This is a genomic window from Pseudoruegeria sp. SHC-113, assembly GCF_025376885.1.
Taxonomy (GTDB): domain Bacteria; phylum Pseudomonadota; class Alphaproteobacteria; order Rhodobacterales; family Rhodobacteraceae; genus Pseudoruegeria.
In genome coordinates this window covers 132,242-157,342 of record NZ_JAHUBR010000002.1, presented here as the reverse complement: position 1 = coordinate 157,342, position 25,101 = coordinate 132,242, and the positions used below count along the sequence as shown (strand labels likewise).

Genomic DNA, 25,101 nt, shown 5'->3' with positions numbered 1-25,101 from the left:
TGACTGTATGGTCGAAAATTGGCGGTGGGCCGCTGAAACAGGGAGCAGATCATGAAAATCGCTGAAACCGTGACCTTTGGCGGCTCGGGGCTGGATCGGGCGGCGCATCTGCGCAACCAGCCGGAGGCCATCGCGGCGCTGGCTGCGCGGTCGGATGCCCGCTGTTTCGCGATCTGGCGCGGCAAGCTTCTGATGCACCGCGACGGGGCGCAGGGGCTTGTCTGGCTGCCGATGGATCATCCGCTTTTCGCCGAGGCGATGGAGCCGCCGGTGTTTCTGGGGCTGGACGAACATGGCCCGCGTTTCGCCAGCGATGTCTCGCGGTTTCGGCCCACGGGCGTGGATGAAGAAGCGCTGAAGCGGTTTTTCGATCCCAATGAATATGGCGTGCCGGGCCTGCCTGACGCGCAGCGTTTCGCCGAGATGCGCGGCGCGATGATGGAGCTGTCGCCCCGAGACGCCGAACTGGCCGCCACCGGCAAGGCGATCCTCGAATGGCACCGCAGCCACGGCTTCTGCGCCAGATGCGGCGCAGCAAGCGAGGTGATCAACGCGGGCTGGCAGCGCAGTTGCGCATCCTGCGGTGGGCAGCATTTCCCGCGCACCGATCCGGTGGTGATCATGCTCATCACCTCCGGCAACAGTGTGCTACTGGGGCGCAGCCCGGGCTGGCCGGAGGGCATGTATTCGCTGCTCGCCGGTTTCGTGGAACCGGGCGAAACGCTGGAGGCCGCCGTGCGCCGCGAGGTGCTGGAGGAAACCCAGGTGAAAGTGGGCGCGGTGCGCTACCTCGCCAGTCAGCCCTGGGCCTTTCCGAACTCGCTGATGTTCGGCTGCGAAGGCATCGCGGAAAGCACCGAGATCACGCTGGATCCGGTGGAACTGGAGCACGCCCTATGGATGACTCGCGAGGAGGTGGCGGACAGTTTTTCGGGTGCCAACAAATCGGTCAAACCGGCGCGCGCGGGCTCGATTGCGCATTTTCTTCTCAGGAATTGGCTTGCGGACCGTCTGGATTGACGCCAGTAAAGGAATACCTGCAGCGAAGGCCCGGACCAGATGAAACTCTCCGCCAACGAAGACATCGAAGCCCCCATCGACGCGGTGTTCCGCGCTGTCACCGATTTCGACTTTTTCGAACGGACCGCCCTGCGGCGCGGGGTGGAGGTGAGCCGGACCGAAGGGACGATGCCCCATTGGAAGCTTGGCTTTGAGTATCGCGGAAAGGCGCGCACGCTGGAGGCCGATCTTCTGGAGCTTCAGGCCCCGAGCACGGTAAAGTTTCGCGGCAAGATGGGCGGGATCTTCGGCGATCTGGACGTGGAACTGGTGCCGCTGTCCAAGAACCGCACGCGGTTGAGCGTGGCGACGGACCTGAAAGCCCAGAGCCTGACCGGCAAGCTGCTGCTGCAATCGCTGAAACTGGCGAAAACCAAGATCACCAAGCGCTACAAGAAACGCGTGGGCAGCTTTGCCGCCGATGTGGAAAAGCGCCTTGGCGGTGGGGCGATGCACTCCGCCTGACGGGATCGTTGAGCGCCGGCCTCAGCGGCGGCGCGGATCGGCCGGGTAGACCCCTAGAAGCGACACCTGAGAGGTGAAGTAATCGAGCTCTTCAAGGGCAAGCTGGACGTTGCGGTCGTCCGGGTGGCCCTCGATGTCGGCGTAGAACTGCGTGGCGGAGAAGGAGCCATCCACCATGTAGCTTTCCAGCTTCGTCATGTTCACGCCATTGGTCGCGAATCCGCCCATCGCCTTGTAAAGCGCCGCCGGAATGTTGCGCACGCGGAAGACGAAGGAGGTCATCATCCCGGCCTTGCCCCGGCGCTTGAGATCCAGCTCGCGTGACATGATCAGGAAGCGCGTGGTGTTGTTGGACTGATCCTCGATATGGCGGGCGAGCACGTTGAGGCCATAGATCTCGCCGGCCAACTCGCTGGCGAGCGCGGCCTTGGTGACATCGCCTTCTGCCGCCACATCGCGCGCGGCGCGGGCGTTGTCGGAGCTGACGCGGCCCGAGATGCCATGTTCGCGCAGGAAGCTGGCGCATTGCGGCAGAAGCACGAGGTGGGAATAGGCTTCCTTCACGCTGTCGATGGTGCTGCCTGGAACGCCCAGCAGGTTGATATGCACGCGCACGAAGGCTTCGTCGATGATGTGCAGGCCGGATTCGGGCAGCAGGCGGTGGATGTCGGCGACGCGGCCGTAGGTGGTGTTTTCAACGGGGAGCATGGCGAGATCGGCATCGCCCTTGCGCACGGCCTCGATCACGTCCTCGAAGGTGCGGCAAGGCACTGATTCCATGTCGGGGCGCGCCTCGCGGCAGGCCTGATCCGAATAGGCGCCGGGCTCTCCCTGGAAGGCAATACGTCCGCTCATCAAACTCTCCGTCCCTGCTGCCGGACGGCCCCGGAAGGCCGCTGCAGCCCCCTGATTGGCTGTTTCTGCCCCGGTGGGCGATTGGTCGCGGTAACTACACCTTGCAGTCGGGGAGTGGAAGCGGGTAGTAAGCGCGAAAATTCCGACGATATGGACCGCGACATGTTCGACACAATGACACTGACGAAGATCACCGCCGGCCTGTGTGGCTCGCTGCTGGTGTTCATGCTGGGCGGCTGGGTTTCCGAGTCGCTCTTCCACGTAGGCGGCGGCCATGGCAAGGGCCATGGCGACGATCACGCCTCTGGCGGATATGTGATCGAAGTGGCCGAAGATGGCGGCTCCGCTGAACCCGAGGAAGAGGTGAGCTTCGAAGAACTGCTCGCCGCGGCCGACGTCGCCAAGGGCGAGAAGACTTTCGGCAAGTGCAAGGCCTGCCACAAGCTGGAAGACGGCGCCAATGGCACCGGTCCGCACCTGTTTGGTGTTGTGAACCGTGACATCGCCTCTGTTGCCGGTTTCGGCTATTCCGGCGCGCTGGAAGAACTAGAAGGCGTGTGGGACAACGATCATCTGAACGGCTTCCTCGAAAACCCGAAAGGCTACGCGCCGGGCACCAAGATGGCTTTCGCCGGCCTGAAGAAAGCGCAAGAGCGCGCCGACCTGATCGCCTATCTCGACACCATCAAGTGATGGATGGACGGCGCGGGCTCCGTGCCGGCGCCTGAACGGGAATTCAATTGCAAGCCGCCCCTGTTCGGGGCGGCTTTCTGTATTTTTGGTGCGGGGGCGCTGCCCCCACCGCCCTCGCGGGCGGCTCCCCCGAGGTATTTTGGGCAAGAGGAAAGGGGGCCGGTGGCGCTTGTTTGCCGAAAAGAACGGCGGCGGTTCACGGAAGGGTCACAAATTCGCAACTTGGCCCTGTGATGGGGTGAAAACTGCGCTAGTGTATTCGCATATAGGCACAAACTGCGTCGAAGCAGCCTCGGAGGATACATATGCAGACCCGCCACCCGCGCGCCATTGCCCTGAGCGAGACCCGCACGAAACGTGCCCGATTTGGCCTTCTGGTCTCTGCCCCGCTGATCGCGGCGGCGCTGCTGCTGAGCGCGCCCAAGGCGTTTTCGCAAGAGGCGATCACCAAGACCCATGCGATCTCCACGTTCGGCCAGCCGAAATATGCCGCGGATTTCGCGCATCTGGATTACGTGAACCCGGAAGCACCGAAGGGTGGCGAGATTTCGATAAACTGGGTGGGCACGTTTGACAGCATGAACCCCTACACCACGAAGGGGCGCGCGGGGATCCTGTCGTCCTCCTTCTTCGAAAGCCTGTTGACGACCACCTCCGATGAAATCGGCACCTCCTACGGGCTTCTGGCCGAGAGCATGGAGTTCCCCGAGAGCCGGGACTGGGTGATTTTCAACATCCGCCCCGAGGCCGCCTTCTCCGATGGCAGCGATTTGACGGCGGAAGATGTGGCGTTCACCTATGAGTTGTTTCTGACAGAGGGGCTGCCCTCCTTCCGCGCGGTGCTGGGCCAGCAGGTGGAGGGTGCCGAGGTTCTGGGGCCGAAGCAGATCAAGTTCACCTTCAAGGAAGACGCGCCGCGCCGCGATGTGATCGAAAGCGTCGGTGGCCTGCCGGTGTTTTCCAAGGCGTGGTTCGAGGAAACCGGGGCGGGGCTTGATGAGAGCCGGCTGGAGCCTGCACTGGGCTCGGGCCCCTACGTGCTCGACAGCTTCGACATCAACCGCCGCATCACCTATAAGCGCAACCCCGACTATTGGGGCAAGGATCTGCCGATCAACATCGGGCGCAACAATTTCGACAAGATCCGCATCGAGTATTTCGGCGATGGCAATGCCGCCTTCGAGGGGTTCAAGGCCGGGGCCTATACATTCCGCAACGAGAACTCCTCCAAGAGCTGGGCCACGCAGTATGATTTCCCGGCGCTGAACGATGGCCACGTTGTGAAGGCGGAGCTTCCCGATGGCACCATCGCCTCGGGCCAGAGCTTCGTGATGAACCTGCGCCGCCCGCAGTTTCAGGATCCGCGCGTGCGGGAAGCCATCGGGCTGATGTTCAACTTCGAATGGTCCAATGAAACGCTGTTCTACGGCCTTTATGAGCGGATCAATTCCTTCTGGGAGAACACCGATCTTGCCGCCTCTGGCCTGCCGAGCGCGGAAGAGCTGGCGCTGCTGGAGCCACTGGCCGACAAGCTGCCCGAAGGCGTGCTGACTGAGGAAGCCCTGCGCGCGCCGATGTCGGGCGAGCGGCGGCTGGACCGGCGCAACCTGCGCCGTGCGGCGGGCCTGCTGGATGAGGCCGGCTGGACCGTGGGGGACGATGGGCTGCGCCGCAACGCTGCGGGCGAGACGCTGAAGGTCGAGTTCCTCGAGGATGACGCCACCTGGGATCGGGTAATCAACCCCTATGTGGAGAGCCTTCGTGCGCTGGGCGTGGACGCCAGCCTGAACCGGATCGACTTCGCGCAATACACCGACCGGACCCGCAATTTCGATTTCGACATGATCACCGATCAGTTCCCCATGGGCTATGAGCCGGGGATCGGGCTGCAGCAGTATTTCGGCTCCGAGACCGCCGACACCTCCGTCTTCAACACGATGGGGATCAAGAGCGAGGCCGTGGACGCGCTGATCGAACACGTTGTGGACGCAGAAACGCAAGCCGAACTGACGATCGCCGTGCGCGCGCTGGACCGCGTGCTGCGGGCCGAACGTTTCTGGGTGCCGCAGTGGTTCAAGGACACCCACACGGTGGCCTATTGGGATCAATACGCCTACCCCGATCCGCTGCCGCCGTACGGTCTGGGATACCTCGATTTCTGGTGGTACGATCAGGACAAAGCAGACGCCTTGCGCGCAGCCGGCGCGCTGAAATAGGCCAACAAGAAGAATAGGGCAGGCAGATGGGCGCCTATATCCTCAGGCGATTGCTCCTCGTGATCCCGACGCTGTTCGGGATCATGGTGATCAACTTCGCGCTCACGCAGTTCGTGCCGGGCGGGCCGATCGAACAGATCCTTGCCCAGTTGGAAGGCGAGGGCGACGTGTTCCAGTCGATCTCGGGCGGGGCAGGCGATGCGGGCATCGACACCAACGCCGGGGGCGACAGCTCCTATCAGGGCGCGCGCGGCCTGCCACCGGAGTTCATCGAGGATCTGGAGCGTCAGTTCGGGTTTGATAAACCGCCTGTGGTGCGCTTCTTCAACATGATGTGGGATTACATGCGCTTCGACTTCGGGGAGAGCTATTTCCGCTCTGTCTCGGTGCGCGATCTGGTGCTGGAGAAAATGCCCGTCTCGATCACGCTGGGGCTGTGGTCCACGCTACTGGCTTATCTGATCTCGATCCCGCTGGGCATCCGCAAGGCGGTTCAAGACGGCAGCCGCTTTGATACATGGACCTCGGCGATTATCATCGTGGCCTATGCGATCCCCGGGTTCCTTTTCGCGATCCTGCTGCTGGTGGTCTTTGCAGGGGGCAGCTACTTCCAGATCTTCCCGCTGCGGGGGCTGACGAGCGACAATTTCAGCGAGCTGAGCTTCTTCGGAAAGATCTTCGACTACCTTTGGCACATCACGCTCCCGGTGATTGCCATCACGATATCGAGCTTCGCCACGCTCACGCTTCTGACCAAGAACAGCTTCCTCGACGAGCTGGGCAAGCAATATGTGATCACCGCCAAGGCCAAGGGGCTGGCGGACCGCCGCGTGTTCTACGGCCATGTCTTCCGCAACGCGATGCTGATCGTGATCGCGGGCTTCCCGAGCCTCTTCATTGGCGTCTTCTTCGGTGGCTCCATCATCATCGAGACGATCTTCTCGCTCGACGGGCTGGGCCGCCTTGGGTTTGAGGCCGCCGTGGCGCGCGATTACCCGGTGATCTTCGGCACGCTCTTCTTCTTCGGCCTGCTGGGCCTCGTGGTGAACATCCTGTCCGACCTCATGTATGTGCTCGTCGATCCGCGCATCGACTTCGACTCGCGGGAGACCTGATCTATGGCGCTCTCTCCTCTCAACCAGCGCCGCTGGCGCAACTTCCGCCGCAACGGCCGGGCCTTCTGGTCGCTGATCATCTTCTCGATCCTCTTCGGGCTCTCCTGCATGGCGGAGTTCATCGCCAACGATCGCCCGATCCTCGTGCGCTATCAGGGCGAGTTCTTCTCCCCAATCTTCCGCTTCTATCCGGAAACGACCTTTGGCGGGGATCTCTCCATCGAGGCGCAGTATCAGTACGAGGATGTCAAATGCCTGATCGTCTCCGGCGGGCTTGAAGATTGCTACGATGATCCGGAAGCGGTGATGGCCGAAGTGCGCAGCACAGGGGCATTCGCGGGCGAAGCCGTGGAGCAGGGCTGGGTGCTCTGGCCGCTGATCCCTTTCAGCTACAAGACGATCGTGGACAAACCCGGCGTCGCGCCTTCCGCGCCTGACAGCACCAACTGGCTGGGCACCGATGACACCAAGCGCGATGTGCTGGCGCGGGTGATTTACGGCTTCCGCCTCTCGGTGTTCTTCGCGCTGGTGGTCACAGTGCTGTCGTCCGTCATCGGCATCGCCGCCGGGGCGGTGCAGGGCTATTTCGGCGGCTGGCTGGATTTGTTCTTCCAGCGCTTCATCGAGATTTGGAGTTCCTCGCCGAGCCTCTACATCATCATCATCCTGTTCGCGATATTGGGGCGAAGTTTCTGGCTCCTTGTCTTCGTGACAGTGCTGTTTGGCTGGATGGCGCTGGTGGGGGTTGTGCGGGCTGAATTCTTGCGGGCGCGCAACTTCGAATACGTGCGCGCGGCGCGGGCGCTGGGCGTGAGCAATCGCACCATCATGTTCCGCCACATGCTGCCCAACGCCATGGTGGCTACGCTCACCTTCCTGCCTTTCATCATCACCGGTGCCATCGGCGGGCTGGCCTCGCTGGATTTCCTCGGCTTCGGCCTGCCGTCCTCCGCCCCCTCGCTGGGCGAGCTGACCCTACAGGCCAAGCAGAACCTGCAGGCCCCCTGGCTCGGCTTCACCGCCTTCTTCACCTTCTCGATCATGCTCTCGCTGCTTGTCTTCATCTTTGAAGGCGTGCGCGATGCCTTTGACCCGCGAAAGACGTTCCAATGAGCTCCGTTCTCTCCGTCAAGGACCTCACCATCTCTTTCCGGCAGGACGGACGCTCCGTACAAGCCGTGAAAGGCGTCTCCTTCGAGGTCGGCAAGGGCGAGACGGTCGCGCTGGTGGGCGAATCCGGCTCCGGCAAATCCGTTACCGCGCTCTCAACCGTCTCGCTCTTGCCGTCCTCGGCCACGGTCGAGGGCAGCGTCACCTATGGCGACGCACAACTCGTGGGGGCCGACGAGGCCACCCTGCGGCGGGTGCGCGGCAACGATATCAGCTTCATCTTTCAGGAGCCGATGACCTCGCTCAACCCGCTGCACACGATCGAGAAGCAGCTTGCCGAAAGCCTGCTGATCCATCAGGGGCTTTCCGGCACGGCGGCGCGCGCGAAGATCCTCGATCTGCTCGATAAAGTGGGCATCCGTGATGCCGAAAGCCGGCTCTCGGCCTATCCGCACCAGCTCTCCGGCGGGCAGCGCCAGCGGGTGATGATCGCCATGGCGCTGGCCAACGGGCCGGAACTGCTGATCGCCGATGAGCCGACCACGGCGCTCGACGTCACCATTCAGGCACAGATCCTCGAACTGCTTTCGGACTTGCAGAAACAGGAAGGCATGAGCCTGCTGTTCATCACCCATGATCTGGGCATCGTGCGCAAATTCGCCGACCGCGTTTGTGTGATGAAAGACGGGCTGATCGTGGAAACCGGCCCCACGGCCGAGATCTTCGCCAATCCGCAGCACCCCTACACCCAGAAGCTGTTGGCGGCCGAGCCGTCCGGCGCCCCCGATCCGGTCCCGGCTGGTGCGGCTGAAGTCGTCTCCACCGAGGCCATGCGCGTCTGGTTCCCGATCCAGCGCGGCCTGCTGAAACGCACTGTGGGCTACGTGAAGGCGGTGAACGAGGCGAGCGTCTCGGTGCGGCAGGGCGAAACACTCGGCATCGTCGGCGAGAGCGGCTCCGGCAAAACGACGATGGCGCTCGCCATCATGCGGCTGATCGGAAGCAAGGGGCGCATCGTGTTCCAGGGCAAAGGGATCGACGGGTTTTCCTCCAAACAGATGCGCGATCTGCGCAAGGACATGCAGATCGTCTTCCAGGATCCCTACGGCTCGCTGTCACCCCGCATGACGGTGGAGCAGATCATCTCCGAGGGCCTCGAAATCCACGGCACCGAAGATGGCCGCTCCTTCCGCGATCAGGTGGGAGAGATCATGGCCGAGGTCGGGCTGGACCCGGCCACGATGGACCGCTACCCCCATGAATTCTCCGGCGGCCAGCGCCAGCGTATCGCCATCGCGCGGGCCATGATCCTGCGCCCCAAGATGGTGGTGCTGGACGAACCCACCAGCGCGCTCGATATGACGGTGCAGGTGCAGATCGTCGATCTCCTGCGCCGCCTTCAGACGAAATACGGGCTGGCCTATCTCTTCATCAGCCACGATCTCAAAGTGGTCAAAGCGCTGAGCCACAAGGTGATCGTGATGAAACAGGGCGATGTGGTGGAAACCGGCAGCCGGGATGAGATCTTCGAAAACCCGCAAGATCCCTACACACGCACCCTCATGGCCGCGGCCTTCGACATCACCGACAAAAGCGCCTGACCCTTTCCTCTCGCTGTAAATACCTCGGGGGTGCGGGGGCAGAGCCCCCGCCCCGGTCTGGCGCGAAGCGCCAGAGACTTCATGCCTCCGGCGGGGGTAGGTTTGCCAAGATGAAAGCTAGGTGCGCGGTTTGGCCCGCAGTGTCGGGTCCGCTTGCGTCGGATCTTCAGGCCAGGGGTGTTTCGGGTAACGCCCGCGCATGTCCTTGCGCACATCCGCGTAGGAGGTCGCCCAGAAGGCGGGGATGTCCATCGTTGTCTGAACAGGGCGGCGCGCCGGGGAGAGCAGGGTGACGCGCAGCGGCAGGCGTTGGGGGCCAACCGTCGGGTGCCGCGTGGTGCCGAACATCTCCTGCAGACGCAATTCGATTGCAGGGGCTTCGCCCGCGTAGTCGATCGGGATGCGGTTGCCGAGCGGAGAGGTGAAATGGCTTGGCGCTTCGCGGTCCAGAAGTTGCATCTGGTCCCAGTCCAGCCGCTGGCGCAGGGGTTCCAGCAGATCGAGCGCGCGCAGATCGGCCTCGGAACGCACGTCCGTCAGGTGCGGCAGCAGCCAGTCTTCCGCCGAGGCAAGCAGGCTTTCATCCTCCATCGCGGGCAGATCCGCTCCACCGTCGCGCAGCAGGGTGACGCGGGCGCGGAAGCGGTCTGCGGCGGGCGTGAGGCGCAGGCCGATGTCGCGCAGCCCTTCCAGCGCCGCCAGCGCGCGGGCTTCGGGGGGGGCGTCGGGCCAGTGCCTGTCTTCCAGCACTAGGGCGCCGAGCCTCTCCTGCCGCCGGGCCTCGATCTTGCGGCTGCGGCGGGACCATTCACAGAGGCTCACCCAATGGATCTGGTCGGCAAAGAGGCCGCGCAGCTCGGACTCGCTGATCAGCGCCGCCTGCCGGATCTTTGCTTCCCGCGCGTCGCCGTCCAGATCCGTGGCCACCAGCAGCCGGGCGGAGGCGAAAGGGTCGCCTTCGTCCATATGCGCGCCCTTGCCGCCGGAGAGCACCCAGCGCGGGGCTTCGCCCTTGCGGCGCAGGCCGATGCGGTCCGGGTAGGCGAGCGCGGCCATTTCGCCGGTGCTCCGGCGCGCAGCCTCGGGCAGCCCCTTGGCAAGGCGGCGGCTTTCCTCGCGGATACGGGCCAGCGCTGCGGGGTGCGGCGGGGGCGAGACGGACTTCGGATCGCGCAGTGCGCGCAGGCGCAGGTCCAGATCTACGGGCGCGCCGCGCAAGGGGTCGCGCTCTGCCAGAAGGGCCGCGAGCGGCGCGGCCTGTTTGCCGGCGGTCAGCAGCATATGGGCAAGGCGCGGGTGCACCGGCTGGCGGGCAATGGCCTTGCCGTGATCGGTGATCGCCAGCGCCGCATCCAGCGCGCCGAGCCGCTGCAGCAGCGCCTGCGCTTCCGCCAATGCACCGGGCGGCGGCGGGGTGAGCAGGGCCAGATCGCCGGTGTCCTTCGCGCCCCAGAGCGCGAGTTCCAGCGCAAAGCCTGCCAGATCGGCGCTTTCGATTTCCGCCGGCGGAAAGGGCTGCAGCCCGCCTTCCTCGCCCTTTGTCCAGAGCCGGTAACACACCCCCGGCGCGACGCGCCCGGCGCGGCCCTGCCGCTGGGTGGCCTCGGCCTTCGTCACCTTCTCCGTCACCAGCCGCGACATGCCCGAGGCCGGATCAAAGCGCGCCCGGCGGGCCTGGCCGCCATCCACCACCACGCGGATGCCTTCAATGGTGAGCGAGGTTTCGGCGATGGAGGTGGCCAGCACCAGCTTGCGCCCCGTTTGTGCGGGCGCGATGGCGGCGCGTTGGGCCTTGAACTCCATCGCGCCAAAGAGCGGATGCACCGCCACATCGCCTGGCAGATCCGACAGCAGCGCCTGCACACGGCGGATTTCGCCCTCGCCGGGCAGGAAGCACAGAAGGCTGCCTTCCGTCTCTGCCACCGCCTGCCGGATCAGATTGGCCATCGCTTCCGGGAAGCGGCTGCGGGCGGGCAGGGGATTCGGCAGCCAGCGCGTTTCCACCGGGAAGCTGCGCCCTTCCGAGGTGATCATCGGCGCATCGCCCAGCAAGTGCGCAACCGGCTCGGCGTCCAGCGTGGCCGACATCACCAGCAGCACCAGATCCTCGTGCAGGGCTTCGCGGATCTCCCAGCAGAGCGCGAGGCCGAGATCGGCGTTGAGCGAGCGTTCATGGAATTCGTCGAAGATCACCGCGCCTACACCGGAAAGCTCCGGATCGGACTGGATCATCCGCGTCAGGATGCCTTCGGTGACCACTTCGATGCGGGTCGCCTTGCTCACCTTGGCCTCGCCCCGGATGCGATAGCCAACCGTCTGGCCTACGGGCTCATCGAGCGTGGCGGCCATGCGCTCGGCGGCGGCGCGGGCGGCAAGGCGGCGCGGCTCCAGCATCAGGATACGCCCCTGCTGGCCTGCCTCCAGCAGCGCAAGCGGCACGCGGGTTGTCTTGCCCGCGCCAGGCGGGGCCTGCAGCACGGCGCGGCCCTCGGCCTTGAGAGCGGCGATCAGGCCCGGGAGGGCCTCTTCAATGGGAAGCTCTGTCTGTGTCACGCCGCCCTTATCGGCGATTCATCGTCACAGTGCCATAGAGCGATGCGGCGGTGATCTGCTGCACGTGGTAAGTTCCGCCTCCCGCCGGGGCCATTTCGGCGGTGAAGGGGAAGGAGGTGCGTTCCTCCATGTCCTTCGGCTTGTAGCCCGCCACGCGGCGGTACTCGCCTTTGCAGGTGAAGCCCGTCTCCGTGCGCTTCGGGTTGCTCAGGGTAACCTTGCTGCGGCGGTGGCCGTCGAAGACGAAGACCGCAAGTTCACAGACGCGGGCCTCTGGTACGGCGCGCAGGGTCATGTGGAGCGCGGTGAGCGGGTCCACCGCGTCGCCCTGTGTGGCCGGGTCGATGTCCCAGTCCCGCGGCTTGCGGTTTTCGCGCCCCGACACGACAACGGGCACGCCGCGCCGGTACTCCATGGTGGAGGTGGACTCCCGCCGGCTGGTGGATTCCACTTCTTCGTAGCTCTGCGGCGTGAACCGTTCACCGGAGCGACTGCCCTTCACCTTGGCCGTGTAGCGAAACCTTGCGATCGTGCCGACGAGCCCGGTTGTCTGCGCCACCCCGCTGGCCGCATAGGCGTTGCCGTTTTCCACCGCCGAGAGCGTCAGCGTGCCGCCCTTGATGCCGCGCAGGGAGACGTCGAAGACCGCCTCCTCGGCCAGCGCGAGGGCGGGCGCGAAAGCGCCTAGGGCGATGGCGGAAGCGGCAAGGATCAGGCCGGGAAAGCGGCGGGAACGGGGAAAACACATGCTGAAAAACCTTCTGCTCGCGGGCCCGGATGCTGGACACCTTGCCCCGATCAAGGCAAGAAACCCGTAAAGCCGTCAACCCGGCGGGCGGCGCAGGAAGCGAAAGGTTGCCGAGAACCCGTGATGAATGTTTCAGACCTCGCCAAAGGCGTGCAGCGCGGGGAGCGCCGCGCGCTGGCCCGTGCCATCACCCTGATCGAAAGCGCCCGCCCGGATCATCGCGCTGAAGCAAGTGCCCTGCTGGAGGCTCTGCGCGGTGGCCCCGAGGCCCTGCGCATCGGCTTTTCCGGCACGCCCGGCGTGGGGAAATCCACCTTCATCGAAAGCTTCGGCATGATGCTCACGGGGCAGGGGCTGAAAGTGGCGGTGCTGGCGGTTGATCCCTCCTCCACGCGCTCCGGCGGCTCCATTCTTGGCGACAAGACACGGATGGAGCGGCTGTCGCGCGATCCCAATGCCTTCATCCGCCCCTCCCCCAGCCAGAGCCATCTGGGCGGCGTTGCCCGGCGCACGCGCGAAGCGGTGATGCTATGCGAGGCCGCAGGCTTTGACGTGGTGCTGATCGAGACGGTGGGCGTCGGGCAATCCGAAACCATGGTCGCGGAGATGAGCGATCTCTTCCTGCTGCTGCTGGCCCCCGCAGGCGGTGATGAACTGCAGGGGGTGAAGCGCGGGATCATGGAGATTGCCGACATCATCCTCGTCAACAAGGCCGACGGCGATCTGAAACCCGCCGCCACCCGCACCTGCGCCGATTACACCGGCGCGCTGCGGCTGTTGCGCAAGCGGGTGCAGGATCCGGAGGGCTTCCCCAAGGCGATGCTGGTTTCGGCGCTGCAGGAGGAAGGGCTGCAGGCGGCCTGGGGTGAGATGCAGGCGCTGGCCGAGTGGCGCAAGGCGCGGGGCCACTGGCAGGCGCGCCGGGCCGCGCAGGCGCGCCACTGGTTCGAGGAAGAGGTGCGCCACGGCCTGCTTGCACGGCTCTCCGAGGATGCAGCGATCCGCGCGCAAATGGCCGATCTGGGGGCCTCCGTGATGGCCGGAACCCTGGCACCGGGGGCGGCGGCACAGCAGCTTCTGGACGTGCTCAAGAAGGCGGAATGAATCGCTTGACGTCCCCCGGCTTTGGCCGTAAACCCCGCGAACGGAATTTCTGGGTGCTGCCCGTGCGGCGCCCGTTTTGATTGTCGAGTCGGATAGGGATCCGCCCGACGCCGACCACGAGATGAGGAAAAAGCCATGTCGCGCCGTTGCGAACTGACCGGAAAAGGCCCGATGTCTGGCAACAATGTCAGCCACGCCAACAACAAAACCAGGCGCCGGTTTCTGCCGAACCTGAACGACGTGACCCTGCAGTCTGAGACGCTGGGCCGCGGCTTCAAGTTCCGCATTTCGGCTGCCGCCCTGCGCTCTGTCGACCACCGCGGTGGTCTGGACGCCTTCCTGGCGAAAGCCAAGGACGAAGAGCTGTCCGCCAATGCGCGCAAAGTGAAAAAAGACATCGCGAAAGCCCAGGCAGCCGCTGCCTAAGCCTTTCGGATCGTTCTGATTTTCAAGCGGCCCTGCCATCCGGCGGGGCCGCTTCCTTTTGTCCATTGGCAGGGCCGCGCGGGCAGGCGTAGAAGCAGGGTATGATCCGGCATCTGCCATATGTTTTCCGCGGCCTGCTGCTGATCGCGCTTGTGCTCGCAAGCGTGGCCACCGGCGCCTTGCGCGGGCAGGCGGAGGCCTCAGGCAGTGCTGTCTTCTGCGTCGGCCTTGTGCCGCAGGTCATGGCGGTGGATGCAGACGGCAAGCCCGTCAGCCAGCACCACTGCCCGGACTGCACGCTTGCAGGCCTCGCCGCACTCCTGCCGGAGGGGGGCGCTGGTCTCCACCATTCCGCGCCCGAATCGCAACATCTTGCAGTCCCGCCGCAGTCTCTTGCCTCGCTTTGCCAGCCGCAGCCGCGCACGCGCGGCCCGCCGGCCGTTGTCTGACCCCTTTCCTTCCCGAAAACAGACACGCAGACAGACAGGAGACACAGATGTCCTTCGCAAAAACCCTTCTCGCCGCCTCCACCGCGGTGCTTCTCGCCGTTCCCGCCTTCGCCGCTGACGCCACCATCGAAGTGCGCGACGCCTACGCCCGCGCCGCCGGGGCAACCGCCAAGGCCGGCGCGGCCTTCATGGAGATCGCCAACACCGGTGAGGCCGCTGACCGCCTGATCGATGCGCGCTCGGATGCCGCCGCCAAGGTGGAACTGCACACCCATAAGGACATGGGCGACGGCGTGATGAAGATGATGCACGTCGAAGAGGGCTTTGAAGTGCCCGCCGGAGGCATGGTCATGCTGGAACGCGGCGGCAACCACGTGATGTTCATGGGCCTCACCGCGCCCTTCGAGCAGGGCAAGATGCTGGACGTGACGCTGGTGTTCGAAAACGCCGGTGAGATTGCCGTGCAGATCCCCGTGGACAACGAGCGTGAAGCCGCACACGGCACTCACAAGCACTAAACGCCTTTAAGTCCGGGCCTCCGGCTGGAGGCCCGGGCCATCCCGCGCTAGGCTGCGCGCATGGAGACGTTTCGCAAGGCCACCCCGCAGGACACCGCCGCCATCGCCGCGCTTTGGGCCGAGGGCTGGCAGGACGCCCACGCTGGGATCGTCCCCGCAGCGCTCTTGGCCGCCCGCACCCCGAAAAGCTTCCCACCCCGCGTTGCGGCCCATCTGGGCGGCACATGGATCGCGGAAACGGAAGGCCGTTTGTTGGGGTTTTTCATTATCGAAGGGGCGGAGGTCTACCAGTTCTACGTGGCTCGCGCCGCCCGAGGCACCGGGCTCGCCACGCGCCAGATGGCGCAGGCCGAGGCGGTGCTGCATGCGGATGGCGTTGAGGCGGCGTGGCTGGCCTGTTCGGTGGGCAATGCGCGGGCGGCCGCCTTCTATGAGAAGGCGGGTTGGCGCAATGTGGGCGAGGTGGAGATCGAGGTGGAAACAGCCGAGGCCGGGTTTCCGCTGACTGTCTGGCGATTTGAGAAAACGCTCGCCTGAGCCGCAGCGACGTTCAGGCCTGCCCTGCCAGCAGTTCTTCCACCCAGTCGGGCACGATGCGCGTGGCCGGGCCATAGCGGGCCTCGTCAAAGGGGATCATCCCCTCGCTCGGTTCAAGGTTCAACTCCAACGTCCGTGCGCCTGCGATCCGGGCCTCCTCGGCGAAGCCCGCCGCCGGGTAGACATTGCCCGAGGTGCCGATGGAGACGAAGAGATCACACGCCGCAAGCAGGGTTTCGATCCGCTCCATGTGATAGGGAAATTCGCCGAACCAGACGATGTCGGGCCGAGTGGCCTGCGCGCCGCAGGCCGGGCAGGGATCTTCCGGGGCCATGGCTTGAGGCGCATCCCAGCGATGACCGCAGGCGGCGCAGAGCGCGCGGGACAATTCGCCATGCATATGGATCACGCCTGTCGCGCCGCCGCGCTCGTGCAGATCGTCCACATTCTGGGTGATCAGGCTGACACTGCCCTTCGTGTAGCCCGCCTGCAGGCGCGCGAGCGCGTGGTGCGCGGCGTTTGGGGCGGCCCCCCGGCAGTTGGCGCGGCGGGCGTTGTAGAAGTCGTGCACCAGTGCCGGGTTGCGGGCAAAGCCTTGCGGCGTGGCGACCTCGTTCAGATCGTATTTCGTCCAAAGCCCGTCCTTTTCGCGAAAGGTGCCAAGGCCGCTTTCGGCGGAAACCCCGGCCCCGGTGAGGATGACGATGTTCATGGGCTGCCCCGATCTGTGATGTTGCCTTTGCCAGTTTAGCCAAAACGCTTGTGGGAATCCCAGAGGGCTGCTCCCGCACGAGGGGGCGGCCGGGGGCAGCCCGGCGTGCTACCGGGCAAGGCGACAAGAAGAGGCTTTCCGCGGATGCTGACAGGATTGACAGGCCGCAGGCGCTTTGCCAACCCTTGGGCCATGACACAGTGCATCCTATTCGTCTGCCTTGGCAACATCTGCCGCAGCCCCACCGCCGAAGGCGTCTTCCGCGCCTTGGCTGAAGAAAGCGGCCTAGAGGTGGAGGTGGACTCCGCCGGCACCAGCGATTGGCACGTGGGCGATCCGCCCTATGGGCCAATGCAGTTGGCGGCCAAGGGGCGGGGCTACGATCTGTCGGCTTTGCGCGCCCGGCAGGCCAGCGCGCGGGATTTCACCGATTTCGATCTGATCTGCGTGATGGATGAAAAGAACCGGTCCACGATGGAAGCGCTGCGCCCGGCAGGCAACAAAACGCCCGTTCAGTTATTCCTCGACCATGCCGAAGGGACCGGCCCCCGCGAGGTGCCGGATCCCTATTACACCCGTGATTTTGAAACACCGATCACCCTGATCGAGGCCGCGAGCCGCGGCCTGATCGCTCAGCTGTTGCGGCAGTAGGTTTCCGCCGTCGCGCCGAAGGACTTGTAGCGCTGCCAGAAGTTTTCATGGCTGCGGCTGTCGGACTGTCGGATTTCCTGCGCGCGGTGGGGATCCTTGAAGAAGCTCGCGGCGAGCTTCTGATCCTGCCGGGTCAGCGTCAGATCGGCGACGTCCTGAATGCAGCCGCACAGCGCGCGCGAGGCGCTCTTGCGATCGCTTTTCAGGCAGGCGCGCTCGATGGTGCCAGCGTGAAGGGTGGGGGTGGAGAGGGCCAGCACGATTGCGGCCAACGCGATATGTTTCATGGGTCTGCCTCGCTCCTGGCGGCGCTCCGTTTTCGGAGTTCTTTCCGCGTTACTCTGAACGGGCAGAAGAATGCCCCGAATCGGGGCATTTTTCAACTGTGATTGAACATTTCGGCTCAAAGTTGAGCCTGCAGCGGGCCTACTCGGCCGCCATGGGCACGAGCATCTCGGCCATCATGCGATCCGCGATCACGGCCGGGCTCTTGCCTTCACGCGCGGCACGGGTGAGCAGGCTGTCCATCGTGGCTTCCAGCGCCTGCAGGCGGCCTGCCACCCAGGGGCCAGTGTTGTGGACGCGCAGGATCTCTGAGGCGACGTTGATGATGCCGCCGCCGTTGGCCACGTAATCGGGCGCATAGAGGATGCCGCGCGCGGCCAGCAGGCCCGCATCGCGCGCCTCTTCCAATTGGTTGTTCGCACCGCCCGCCACGAGCTTCACCTTCAGCTGCGGAATGGTGCGCGCGTTCAGGATCGCACCGATGGCGCAGGGGGCGAAAATATCGGCCTCAACGCCATAGATCGCATCCAGCGCCACGGCCTCGGCCCCGAAATTGGTGACAGCCCGGGCCACGCGGGCGGCGTCCACATCCGTGACGATCAGCTTGGCCCCAGCCTCGGCCAGCATGCCGCAGAGGTTCCAGCCGACATTGCCCAGCCCCTGCACCGTGATGCGCTTGCCGGCCAGATCGTCGGAGCCGAAGCGGTGCTTGGCGCCGATGCGGATCGCGTTGAACACGCCGCGCGCGGTGACGGGGGAGGGGTCGCCCGAGGCGAAGGCTCCATCGGCCAGCCCGGCCACATACTGCGCTTCGGAGCGCAGAATGGCCATGTCGGCCGTCGTCATGCCCATGTCCTCGGCCGTCCAGTAGCTGCCGCCGAGGCCTTCGATGGCGCGGGCGAAGCTTTTCAGCAGGGCCGGGGATTTCTGCGTGGCCGGATCGCCGAGGATCACAGCCTTGCCACCGCCCAGCGGCAGATCGGCGGCCGCGTTCTTGTAGCTCATGCCTTCGGACAGGCGCAGCACATCGGTGAGCGCCTCGGCCTCGCTGGCATAAGGGCGCATCCGCAGGCCACCGGCGGCGGGGCCGCGGGTGGTGGAATGCAGGGCGATGAAGCCCGTCAGCCCCACCTCGGGGGCCTCCACGCGGTAGACGGCCTGATGGCTGTCGGTGGCGATTTCGGTCACGGTGGGCTGGATGGTCTGGCTAACTTGGTCGGTCACGGCGCGCGCTCCTGAATAACTCCCTTCATCCTAAAATAAGGAGCCTACCGGAGTGTTTCTCACCAAAGATTCTCGCGGAGGGTTGGCTGCTTGGTGGTTTTGGCTCATAATTAATCAAATATTGGAGGAAATCGCCATGGATGAGTTGGACCGCAAGATTGTGCGCGCCTTGCAGGCGGATGGCCGTCTGCGCATCGCGGATCTGAGCGAGCGGGTGGGGCTCTCGCCCACGCCCTGCGCGCGGCGGGTGGCCAAGCTGGAGGAAAGCGGTGTGATCACCGGCTACCGGGCCGAGGTGAACCCGGCCAAGCTGGGCCTGCCGCTGACCGTCTTCATCGCGGTGGAGCTGGAACGGCAGAACAGCGCCGATCTGGGTGTGTTCGAAACCGCCATTGCGCGCTTTCCGGAAGTGGTGGAGTGCCACCTGCTGACCGGCTCGCGCGACATCCTGTTGCGCGTCGTGGCCGCCGATCTGGCCGCCTTCGATCGCTTCATGGAAGATGGCCTCATGCGGGTGCCGGGCATCCGCAACCTCAACTCAAGCTTCACCCTGCGCACGATGATCAAGCGCGACGTGCGCCCGTAAGGCCATCAGCGGCGGCTTCTCCACAGGAAGCGTAAGTTATCCACAGGGGGCAGGGCTTGTCATGCCCGGCGCGGCGGCTGATATTGACACCTATGAGTCTGCCCCCCGGTTTTCTGGATGAATTGCGCACGCGCGTTTCGCTCTCCCAAGTGGTGGGGCGGAAGGTGATGTGGGATGCGCGCAAGTCCAATCAGGGCAAGGGCGACATGTGGGCGCCTTGCCCCTTCCATCAGGAAAAATCCGCGTCTTTCCATGTGGATGACCGCAAGGGCTACTATTACTGCTTCGGCTGCCACGCCAAGGGGGACGCGATCTCCTTCGTGCGGGAAACCGAGAATGTGGATTTCATGGAAGCCGTGCGCATCCTTGCGGGTGAGGCCGGGATGCAGATGCCCGCGCGCGATCCGCAGGCGCAGAAGAAGGCCGACCGTCGCACGCAGCTGGCCGAGGTGATGGAACAGGCGGTGCAGTTCTTCCGCCTGAACCTTGCAGCCGGGGGCGGTTTCGCCGCACGGGAATATCTGGACCAGCGCGGCATGGCGCAGGCCACGCGGGAGCGCTTCGAGATCGGCTTTGCCCCGGCGGGCTGGCAAGGGCTCTACGATCATTTGCGCGGCAAGAACGTACCGGAAGAGCTGATCATCGGCGCAGGGCTGGCGAAGGCCTCAAACAAGGGCGGCAAGCCCTATGACGTCTTTCGCAACCGCATCATCTTCCCGATCCGCGACGCGCGCGGGCGCTGCATCGCTTTTGGCGGGCGCGCGATGGATCCGACGGACAATGCGAAATACCTGAACTCTCCGGAAACCGAGCTGTTTGACAAGGGCCGCAGCCTCTACAACCACGCCCCGGCGCGCGAGGCGGCGGGCAAGGGGCAGACGCTGGTTGTGGCCGAGGGCTACATGGACGTGATCGCGCTGTCGGTGGCGGGCTTCGGGGCCACGGTGGCGCCGCTGGGCACGGCCATTACCGAGGATCAGCTGCGCCTGCTGTGGCGCATCGCGCCGGAGCCGATCATAGCGCTGGATGGCGATTCAGCCGGCCTGCGCGCCGCGCGTCGCGTGATCGATCTTGCTCTGCCGTTGCTTGAGTCGGGCAATTCCCTGCGGTTTGCGATCCTGCCGGAAGGACAGGACCCGGACGATCTGATCAAAGCCAAGGGCCCGGACGCCATGCAGGCGGTGCTTGATGGGGCGCGGCCCATGGTGAGCCTCCTGTGGGAGCGCGAAACCGAGGGGCAGGTTTTTGACAGCCCCGAACGCCGCGCCGCGTTGGACAAGCGCCTGCGTGCGGCGGTGTCACTGATCCGCGACCCTTCCATCCGCGGCCACTATGGCGAAGAGATCAAGCGGATGCGGCAGGAGCTGTTCTTCCCGCAGCGCCCGCGTGCCCAATGGAGCGGGGGAAGCGGTGGGAAAGGCAGCTGGCGTGCGCGAGGCACGCCGGAGCCGGTACGCGCCTCCACCAAACACTCTCTGCTGGTGACGGCAGACCCCGCCACCGAGGATCGTCTGCGCGAAGCCGTGATCCTTGCGAGCCTTGTGCTGCACCCCGATGTGCTGGCGCGCTTTGAGAGCGCGCTCGAGATGTTGGAGTTCTCCGATCCCGATCACGCCCGCATCCGCGATGTGTTGTTGCGGGCACACCCGGCAAGCTCTGATGCCGCGAAAGAGGCCATCGCCACGGCGCTCGGGCCGGACGCCCTTGAAAACCTCTTCGCGCCCCGCCATGTCCAAATCTCCCCGACCGTGCGCACTCCGGGCGATACCACCATCGCCGCGATGTGCGTGGCCGAGGCCATGGCCAAGCTGAAGGCCCGGCGCGGCGCGCAGCGCGAGATCGCCGAGGCGATGGAGGATCTGACCGGCGTGGCCGACGAGGGGCTGACGTGGCGTTTGCAGCAGGCGGCTGAAGCCCTGAACCGGGCCGAACGCAGCGAAACCGAAGACACCACCGAATATGAAACAGGCAGCAATGGCGCGCTGGTGAGCCGCGAGGAGCGGGAAACCTTCGACAAGCTGTTGCAGGGCATTAAGTACACGAAGGGCAAAGGATAGGGCCTCCGGCGCGCTTTCGTAAGGAAGAGGATGTGGAAAACGGGTAGACATGGAGGCGAATCATCGATTCGCCCAGCGTGATTCGCACCAGACCGCCCGGAATTCCCGCCCTGAATCAGGAGCAACGCATGGCCGCCAAAGACACCGACGACCGCAAGCAGCAGGACGACAGCGATAACGAGCCGATGACCGATATGAGCCAGGCCGCGATCAAACGCATGATCGCGGAGGCCCGGGAAAAAGGCTACATCACCTACGATCAGCTCAACGAAGCCCTGCCCCCCGAGCAGGCCTCTTCCGAGCAGATCGAGGACGTGATGTCGATGCTCTCGGAAATGGGCATCAACGTGATCGAGGCCGAAGAGGCCGAGGAAGCCGAAGCCGAGAACAAATCCACCGCCGTGGCCACCACCGCCGACAGCCGCGAAGTGGCCGTTTCGTCGGGTGAAACCGAAAAGCTCGACCGCACCGACGATCCGGTGCGTATGTACCTGCGCGAGATGGGCAGCGTCGAACTGTTGAGCCGCGAGGGCGAGATCGCCATCGCCAAGCGGATCGAAGCCGGGCGCAACACGATGATCGCCGGGCTCTGCGAAAGCCCGCTCACGTTTCAGGCCATCACCATCTGGCACGAGGAACTTCTGAGCGAAGACATCCTGCTGCGCGACGTGATCGACCTTGAGGCCACCTTCGGCAACTCGATGGAAGAGGGCGGCGAGGGCAATGTGGTGGACGTGGCCAACGTGCAGTCCGCACCCAAGAAGGAAGCCGAGCAGGAGCTCGACGCCGACGGCAACCCGCTGCGCAACAACGACGACGACGACGACGAGGACGAACAGGCCAACATGTCGCTCGCCGCGATGGAGGCCGCGCTCAAGCCGCGCGTTCTGGAAACGCTGGACCGCGTCGCCCGCGATTACGCCCAGCTTTCGGCGATGCAGGATCAGCGGATCTCGGCGACGCTGAACGAGGAAGAATACTCCGACAACGACGAGGCGATCTATCAGAAGCTGCGCAGTGAGATTGTTGAGTTGGTGAACGAGCTTCACCTGCACAACAACCGGATCGAGGCGCTGATCGACCAGCTTTACGGCATCAACCGCCGGGTGATGTCGATCGACTCCGGCATGGTGAAACTGGCCGATCAGGCCCGCATCAACCGCCGCGAGTTCATCGAAGAGTACCGCGATCACGAGCTGGATCCGAACTGGATGGATCGCATGGCCGAGAAGCCCGGCCGTGGCTGGCAGACCTTCGTAGAGCGCTCATCAGACAAGGTCGAGGAGCTGCGCAACGACATGGCGCAGGTCGGCCAATACGTGGGCCTCGACATCCCCGAATTCCGCCGCATCGTGCAACAGGTGCAGAAGGGCGAGAAGGAAGCACGTCAGGCCAAGAAGGAAATGGTCGAGGCCAACTTGCGCCTCGTGATCTCCATCGCCAAGAAATACACCAACCGGGGCCTGCAGTTCCTCGACCTGATTCAGGAAGGCAACATCGGCCTGATGAAGGCGGTGGACAAGTTCGAATATCGCCGGGGCTACAAGTTCTCCACCTATGCGACGTGGTGGATCCGTCAGGCGATCACCCGCTCTATTGCCGATCAGGCGCGCACGATCCGTATTCCGGTGCATATGATCGAGACGATCAACAAGCTGGTGCGCACCAGCCGCCAGATGCTGCACGAGATCGGCCGGGAGCCCACGCCGGAAGAGCTGGCCGAAAAGCTGCAGATGCCGCTTGAGAAGGTGCGCAAGGTGATGAAGATCGCCAAGGAGCCGATCTCCCTCGAAACCCCGATCGGGGACGAGGAAGACAGCCAGCTGGGCGATTTCATCGAGGACAAGAACGCGGTGCTGCCGCTGGATTCCGCCATTCAGGAGAACCTGAAGGAAACCACGACGCGCGTTCTGGCGAGCCTCACTCCGCGCGAGGAGCGGGTTCTGCGGATGCGCTTCGGCATCGGCATGAACACCGACCACACGCTGGAAGAGGTCGGCCAGCAGTTCAGCGTGACCCGCGAACGGATCCGCCAGATCGAGGCCAAGGCGCTCCGGAAGCTCAAGCACCCGAGCCGCTCGCGCAAACTGCGCAGCTTCCTCGATCAGTAACGAAAAGCGCCCTCCGGGGCGCTTTTTTCTTGTCCTGTTTAGGCACGGAATTAAGGCGGCCCTTGGCCGCCGCCGTGCCAGCGCCGGACCGGCCCCATGGGCCGGCGCTTTGGCTGCCGTTGGCGTTTAGCATCAACTTGGAATGTGCGTGGCTGTCATAAAGCACGCCGCTCAACCGGGTGCTGCGCCGCCCCCCGGTCCGGCGCTGGCACGGCGGGGGCTTTTGCCCCGACCCGGGCGAGGGCTGCCCGGCTGGGCGAGAATGTTCCCAAAAGCGCCGCAACCGTTTGACAAGCCCGCGCCGCCATGGTCGCTTGCCGGTCAAACGCGCGAGAGACAAGCGAAAGGCAGGCCCATGACAGCCGATAGGAAAGCCGACATGGAATTCGACTACGTGATCGTGGGCGGCGGCTCCGGTGGGGCCACGCTGGCCGCGCGCCTGAGCGAGGATCGCGACGTGTCGGTCTGCCTGCTGGAGGCCGGCGGTGATGGCAAGAACCTCTTGATCCGCCTGCCCATCGGGGCGGCGATGATGGTGCCCGGCCATCCGGTGCCGATGCACAACTGGGCCTTTGAAACCATCCCGCAGGAAGAGCTCAATTCCCGCCGGGGCTACCAGCCGCGCGGTAAGGCGCTGGGTGGCTCCTCTGCCATCAACGCGATGATCTACACGCGCGGCCACGCGAAGGATTACGACGGCTGGGCCGCCATGGGCTGCGACGGCTGGGGCTGGGCCGATGTGCTGCCCTACTTCCGCAAGTCCGAAGACAACATCCGCGGCGCGGATGACTTCCACGGCGAAGGTGGCCCGTTGCAGGTGACAGACCCGCAAAGCCCGCGCCCGATCAGCCGTGATTTCGTGGAGGCCGCCGTGGCCGCGGGCGTGCCGCGCAACGGCGATTTCAACGGCGCGGAACAGGAGGGCGCGGGGCTCTTCCAGCTCACCCAGTTCCATGACCGCCGCCGGGGCCAGCGCTGCTCGGCGGCGGCCGCCTTCCTGCATCCGGTGATGACACGCGCGAACCTCGAAGTGATCACCCACGCCCTTGGCCGCCGCGTGCTGTTTGACGGCCAAAAAGCCTGCGGCGTTGAGTTTTCCCAGGGCGGAGAGATCCGGCAGGTGAAGGCCCGGCGCGAGGTGATCCTCTGCGCCGGCGCGCTGCAGTCGCCGCAGCTCCTTATGCTTTCTGGTATCGGCAATGGCCACCAGCTGCGCGCCCATGGCATCGATGTGGTGCAGGATCTTCCGGAGGTCGGCCTGAACCTGCAGGATCACGTGGACACCGTGCTGGGCTATGAGGTCAACACCACCGATCTCTTCGGCGTCGGGCTGAAGGGCGGCGGGCGGCTGATCAAGGCACTTCGGCGCTGGCGCAAGGAGGGGCGCGGCATGGCGGCCTCGAACTTCGCCGAAGCCGGGGCGTTTCTGTCCGTCGGCAAGGCGGCGCAGGCCGAGGGCTGGCCCGATGTGCAGATGCATTTCGTCATTGGCCGCCTGATCAACCACGCGCGGACAGTGAAGCCGGGCTATGGTGTCACACTGCACACCTGCCTGCTGCGCCCCAAGAGCCGGGGCTGGGTGCGGCTGGGCACGAGCGATCCCGCAGATGCGCCGATGATCGATCCGGGCTTTCTGGAGGGGCAGGGCGATGCGGAGCTGCTACTCGCCGCCGTCAAACAGGCCCGCGCGATCATGGCCGCGCCGCCGATGGCACAGCACATCACCAAGGATCACGATTGTGCCCATGTGGCCAATGACGCCGATCTGATGGCCGTGGTGCGGGAGAAGAGCGATACCGTCTATCACCCCGTCGGCACCTGCCGCATGGGCAGCGATGCGGCCTCTGTGCTGGATCCGCAGCTGCGCGTGCGCGGCGTGGAGGGCCTGCGCGTGGTCGATGCCTCGGCCATGCCGCAGATCGTCTCCGGCAACACCAACGCGCCGGTGATCATGATGGCCGAGAAGGCCGCCGACATGATCAAGCAGGCCCGCAAGAGCGCATGAGGCTTGACAGCGGGCCGGGCG

General features: G+C 64.9%; 23 protein-coding genes. 17 read left to right on the top strand and 6 right to left on the bottom strand.

Translation table 11 applies throughout. The features are described from left to right. The first annotated feature begins 51 nt into the window (after nt 1-51). Together nudC and KVX96_RS15645 are read left to right on the top strand one after the other, a co-directional pair. Nucleotides 52-1,020, top strand: coding sequence for an NAD(+) diphosphatase (nudC, locus tag KVX96_RS15650; RefSeq protein WP_261195647.1), 969 nt, complete (start codon nt 52-54; stop codon nt 1,018-1,020). Nucleotides 1,021-1,059: 39 nt separating this feature from the next. Further along, entirely contained in the window at nt 1,060-1,524 is a 465-nt protein-coding gene (locus tag KVX96_RS15645; RefSeq protein ID WP_261195646.1) for an SRPBCC family protein, read from the top strand. Nucleotides 1,525-1,545: 21 nt separating this feature from the next. Here KVX96_RS15645 and KVX96_RS15640 read toward each other — a convergent pair whose 3' ends face one another. Continuing rightward, a complete protein-coding gene (locus tag KVX96_RS15640; protein ID WP_261195645.1) occupies nt 1,546-2,379 on the bottom strand; it encodes a prephenate dehydratase in 834 nt (277 codons plus the stop codon). Nucleotides 2,380-2,541: 162 nt separating this feature from the next. Here KVX96_RS15640 and KVX96_RS15635 point away from each other — a divergent pair, with 162 nt between their 5' ends. From KVX96_RS15635 to KVX96_RS15615, 5 genes are all read left to right on the top strand, one after another. Further along, nucleotides 2,542-3,072: a c-type cytochrome gene (locus tag KVX96_RS15635; protein ID WP_261195644.1), complete on the top strand. Its 531-nt coding sequence runs from the start codon at nt 2,542-2,544 to the stop codon at nt 3,070-3,072. A 305-nt stretch (nt 3,073-3,377) separates the two neighbouring features. Continuing rightward, a complete protein-coding gene (locus KVX96_RS15630; RefSeq protein ID WP_261195642.1) occupies nt 3,378-5,288 on the top strand; it encodes an extracellular solute-binding protein in 1,911 nt (636 codons plus the stop codon). A gap of 26 nt (nt 5,289-5,314) precedes the next feature. Next, nucleotides 5,315-6,403 (top strand): microcin C ABC transporter permease YejB, encoded by a 1,089-nt coding sequence (locus KVX96_RS15625; RefSeq protein WP_261195640.1) that lies wholly within the window; start codon nt 5,315-5,317, stop codon nt 6,401-6,403. Nucleotides 6,404-6,406: 3 nt separating this feature from the next. Next, nucleotides 6,407-7,516, top strand: coding sequence for an ABC transporter permease (locus tag KVX96_RS15620; RefSeq protein ID WP_261195639.1), 1,110 nt, complete (start codon nt 6,407-6,409; stop codon nt 7,514-7,516). Beyond that, entirely contained in the window at nt 7,513-9,114 is a 1,602-nt protein-coding gene (locus KVX96_RS15615; RefSeq protein WP_261195637.1) for an ABC transporter ATP-binding protein, read from the top strand. The genes KVX96_RS15620 and KVX96_RS15615 overlap by 4 nt, the downstream gene beginning before the upstream one ends. A gap of 117 nt (nt 9,115-9,231) precedes the next feature. Here KVX96_RS15615 and hrpB read toward each other — a convergent pair whose 3' ends face one another. Next, nucleotides 9,232-11,667, bottom strand: coding sequence for an ATP-dependent helicase HrpB (gene hrpB, locus KVX96_RS15610; RefSeq protein WP_261195635.1), 2,436 nt, complete (start codon nt 11,665-11,667; stop codon nt 9,232-9,234). 7 nt (nt 11,668-11,674) lie between these two features. After that, the gene (locus KVX96_RS15605; protein ID WP_261195633.1) at nt 11,675-12,415 is read right to left on the bottom strand and encodes a DUF3108 domain-containing protein; all 741 of its coding nucleotides are present in this window, start codon (nt 12,413-12,415) and stop codon (nt 11,675-11,677) included. A gap of 123 nt (nt 12,416-12,538) precedes the next feature. Here KVX96_RS15605 and meaB point away from each other — a divergent pair, with 123 nt between their 5' ends. From meaB to KVX96_RS15580, 5 genes are all read left to right on the top strand, one after another. Beyond that, nucleotides 12,539-13,519, top strand: a complete 981-nt coding sequence (gene meaB, locus KVX96_RS15600; RefSeq protein WP_261195631.1) for a methylmalonyl Co-A mutase-associated GTPase MeaB — start codon at nt 12,539-12,541, stop codon at nt 13,517-13,519. A gap of 135 nt (nt 13,520-13,654) precedes the next feature. After that, on the top strand, nt 13,655-13,945 hold the full coding sequence (gene rpmB, locus KVX96_RS15595; protein WP_261195629.1) for a 50S ribosomal protein L28: 291 nt from the start codon (nt 13,655-13,657) through the stop codon (nt 13,943-13,945). Nucleotides 13,946-14,046: 101 nt separating this feature from the next. After that, the gene (locus tag KVX96_RS15590) at nt 14,047-14,394 is read left to right on the top strand and encodes a hypothetical protein (protein WP_261195628.1); all 348 of its coding nucleotides are present in this window, start codon (nt 14,047-14,049) and stop codon (nt 14,392-14,394) included. Nucleotides 14,395-14,441: 47 nt separating this feature from the next. Then, nucleotides 14,442-14,912: a copper chaperone PCu(A)C gene (locus KVX96_RS15585; protein WP_261195626.1), complete on the top strand. Its 471-nt coding sequence runs from the start codon at nt 14,442-14,444 to the stop codon at nt 14,910-14,912. 60 nt (nt 14,913-14,972) lie between these two features. Further along, a complete protein-coding gene (locus KVX96_RS15580; protein WP_261195625.1) occupies nt 14,973-15,449 on the top strand; it encodes a GNAT family N-acetyltransferase in 477 nt (158 codons plus the stop codon). Between the two features lie 13 nt (nt 15,450-15,462). On the opposite strand, the gene KVX96_RS15575 is transcribed toward KVX96_RS15580, so the two are convergent. Continuing rightward, entirely contained in the window at nt 15,463-16,161 is a 699-nt protein-coding gene (locus tag KVX96_RS15575) for an NAD-dependent deacylase (protein WP_261195624.1), read from the bottom strand. A 192-nt stretch (nt 16,162-16,353) separates the two neighbouring features. Here KVX96_RS15575 and KVX96_RS15570 point away from each other — a divergent pair, with 192 nt between their 5' ends. Further along, nucleotides 16,354-16,812 carry a low molecular weight protein-tyrosine-phosphatase gene (locus KVX96_RS15570; RefSeq protein WP_261195623.1) on the top strand — a complete coding sequence of 153 codons (459 nt, stop codon included), beginning with the start codon at nt 16,354-16,356 and terminating at the stop codon, nt 16,810-16,812. On the opposite strand, the gene KVX96_RS15565 is transcribed toward KVX96_RS15570, so the two are convergent. Together KVX96_RS15565 and KVX96_RS15560 are read right to left on the bottom strand one after the other, a co-directional pair. Further along, on the bottom strand, nt 16,794-17,099 hold the full coding sequence (locus KVX96_RS15565) for a hypothetical protein (protein ID WP_261195622.1): 306 nt from the start codon (nt 17,097-17,099) through the stop codon (nt 16,794-16,796). The genes KVX96_RS15570 and KVX96_RS15565 overlap by 19 nt on opposite strands. 139 nt (nt 17,100-17,238) lie before the next feature. Beyond that, a complete protein-coding gene (locus tag KVX96_RS15560; protein WP_409977131.1) occupies nt 17,239-18,321 on the bottom strand; it encodes a Leu/Phe/Val dehydrogenase in 1,083 nt (360 codons plus the stop codon). Nucleotides 18,322-18,457: 136 nt separating this feature from the next. On the opposite strand from KVX96_RS15560, the gene KVX96_RS15555 reads away from it, so the two are divergent. The 4 genes from KVX96_RS15555 to KVX96_RS15540 all read left to right on the top strand — a co-directional run bounded on the left by KVX96_RS15555 (nt 18,458) and on the right by KVX96_RS15540 (nt 25,080). Then, nucleotides 18,458-18,907: an Lrp/AsnC family transcriptional regulator gene (locus tag KVX96_RS15555; RefSeq protein WP_261195620.1), complete on the top strand. Its 450-nt coding sequence runs from the start codon at nt 18,458-18,460 to the stop codon at nt 18,905-18,907. A gap of 92 nt (nt 18,908-18,999) precedes the next feature. Then, a complete protein-coding gene (dnaG, locus tag KVX96_RS15550; RefSeq protein ID WP_261195619.1) occupies nt 19,000-20,964 on the top strand; it encodes a DNA primase in 1,965 nt (654 codons plus the stop codon). 128 nt (nt 20,965-21,092) lie between these two features. Next, nucleotides 21,093-23,075 carry an RNA polymerase sigma factor RpoD gene (gene rpoD / locus KVX96_RS15545; protein WP_261195618.1) on the top strand — a complete coding sequence of 661 codons (1,983 nt, stop codon included), beginning with the start codon at nt 21,093-21,095 and terminating at the stop codon, nt 23,073-23,075. Between the two features lie 355 nt (nt 23,076-23,430). Beyond that, nucleotides 23,431-25,080, top strand: coding sequence for a GMC family oxidoreductase (locus tag KVX96_RS15540; protein WP_314733135.1), 1,650 nt, complete (start codon nt 23,431-23,433; stop codon nt 25,078-25,080). The last annotated feature ends 21 nt before the right edge of the window (nt 25,081-25,101 follow it).

What these genes read in the sequence shown, in the direction of transcription:
- KVX96_RS15585 (WP_261195626.1), top strand. Translation starts at nt 14,442, where the DNA reads ATGTCCTTCGCAAAAACCCTTCTCGCCGCCTCCACCGCGGTGCTTCTC.
- KVX96_RS15590 (WP_261195628.1), top strand. Translation starts at nt 14,047, where the DNA reads ATGATCCGGCATCTGCCATATGTTTTCCGCGGCCTGCTGCTGATCGCG.
- KVX96_RS15570 (WP_261195623.1), top strand. Translation starts at nt 16,354, where the DNA reads ATGACACAGTGCATCCTATTCGTCTGCCTTGGCAACATCTGCCGCAGC.
- KVX96_RS15630 (WP_261195642.1), top strand. Translation starts at nt 3,378, where the DNA reads ATGCAGACCCGCCACCCGCGCGCCATTGCCCTGAGCGAGACCCGCACG.
- rpoD (WP_261195618.1), top strand. Translation starts at nt 21,093, where the DNA reads ATGGCCGCCAAAGACACCGACGACCGCAAGCAGCAGGACGACAGCGAT.
- rpmB (WP_261195629.1), top strand. Translation starts at nt 13,655, where the DNA reads ATGTCGCGCCGTTGCGAACTGACCGGAAAAGGCCCGATGTCTGGCAAC.
- KVX96_RS15540 (WP_314733135.1), top strand. Translation starts at nt 23,431, where the DNA reads ATGACAGCCGATAGGAAAGCCGACATGGAATTCGACTACGTGATCGTG.
- KVX96_RS15575 (WP_261195624.1), bottom strand. Translation starts at nt 16,161, where the DNA reads ATGAACATCGTCATCCTCACCGGGGCCGGGGTTTCCGCCGAAAGCGGC.
- meaB (WP_261195631.1), top strand. Translation starts at nt 12,539, where the DNA reads ATGAATGTTTCAGACCTCGCCAAAGGCGTGCAGCGCGGGGAGCGCCGC.
- KVX96_RS15580 (WP_261195625.1), top strand. Translation starts at nt 14,973, where the DNA reads ATGGAGACGTTTCGCAAGGCCACCCCGCAGGACACCGCCGCCATCGCC.
- KVX96_RS15605 (WP_261195633.1), bottom strand. Translation starts at nt 12,415, where the DNA reads ATGTGTTTTCCCCGTTCCCGCCGCTTTCCCGGCCTGATCCTTGCCGCT.
- KVX96_RS15565 (WP_261195622.1), bottom strand. Translation starts at nt 17,099, where the DNA reads ATGAAACATATCGCGTTGGCCGCAATCGTGCTGGCCCTCTCCACCCCC.
- KVX96_RS15640 (WP_261195645.1), bottom strand. Translation starts at nt 2,379, where the DNA reads ATGAGCGGACGTATTGCCTTCCAGGGAGAGCCCGGCGCCTATTCGGAT.
- dnaG (WP_261195619.1), top strand. Translation starts at nt 19,000, where the DNA reads ATGAGTCTGCCCCCCGGTTTTCTGGATGAATTGCGCACGCGCGTTTCG.
- KVX96_RS15645 (WP_261195646.1), top strand. Translation starts at nt 1,060, where the DNA reads ATGAAACTCTCCGCCAACGAAGACATCGAAGCCCCCATCGACGCGGTG.
- nudC (WP_261195647.1), top strand. Translation starts at nt 52, where the DNA reads ATGAAAATCGCTGAAACCGTGACCTTTGGCGGCTCGGGGCTGGATCGG.
- KVX96_RS15625 (WP_261195640.1), top strand. Translation starts at nt 5,315, where the DNA reads ATGGGCGCCTATATCCTCAGGCGATTGCTCCTCGTGATCCCGACGCTG.
- KVX96_RS15555 (WP_261195620.1), top strand. Translation starts at nt 18,458, where the DNA reads ATGGATGAGTTGGACCGCAAGATTGTGCGCGCCTTGCAGGCGGATGGC.
- KVX96_RS15615 (WP_261195637.1), top strand. Translation starts at nt 7,513, where the DNA reads ATGAGCTCCGTTCTCTCCGTCAAGGACCTCACCATCTCTTTCCGGCAG.
- KVX96_RS15635 (WP_261195644.1), top strand. Translation starts at nt 2,542, where the DNA reads ATGTTCGACACAATGACACTGACGAAGATCACCGCCGGCCTGTGTGGC.
- KVX96_RS15620 (WP_261195639.1), top strand. Translation starts at nt 6,407, where the DNA reads ATGGCGCTCTCTCCTCTCAACCAGCGCCGCTGGCGCAACTTCCGCCGC.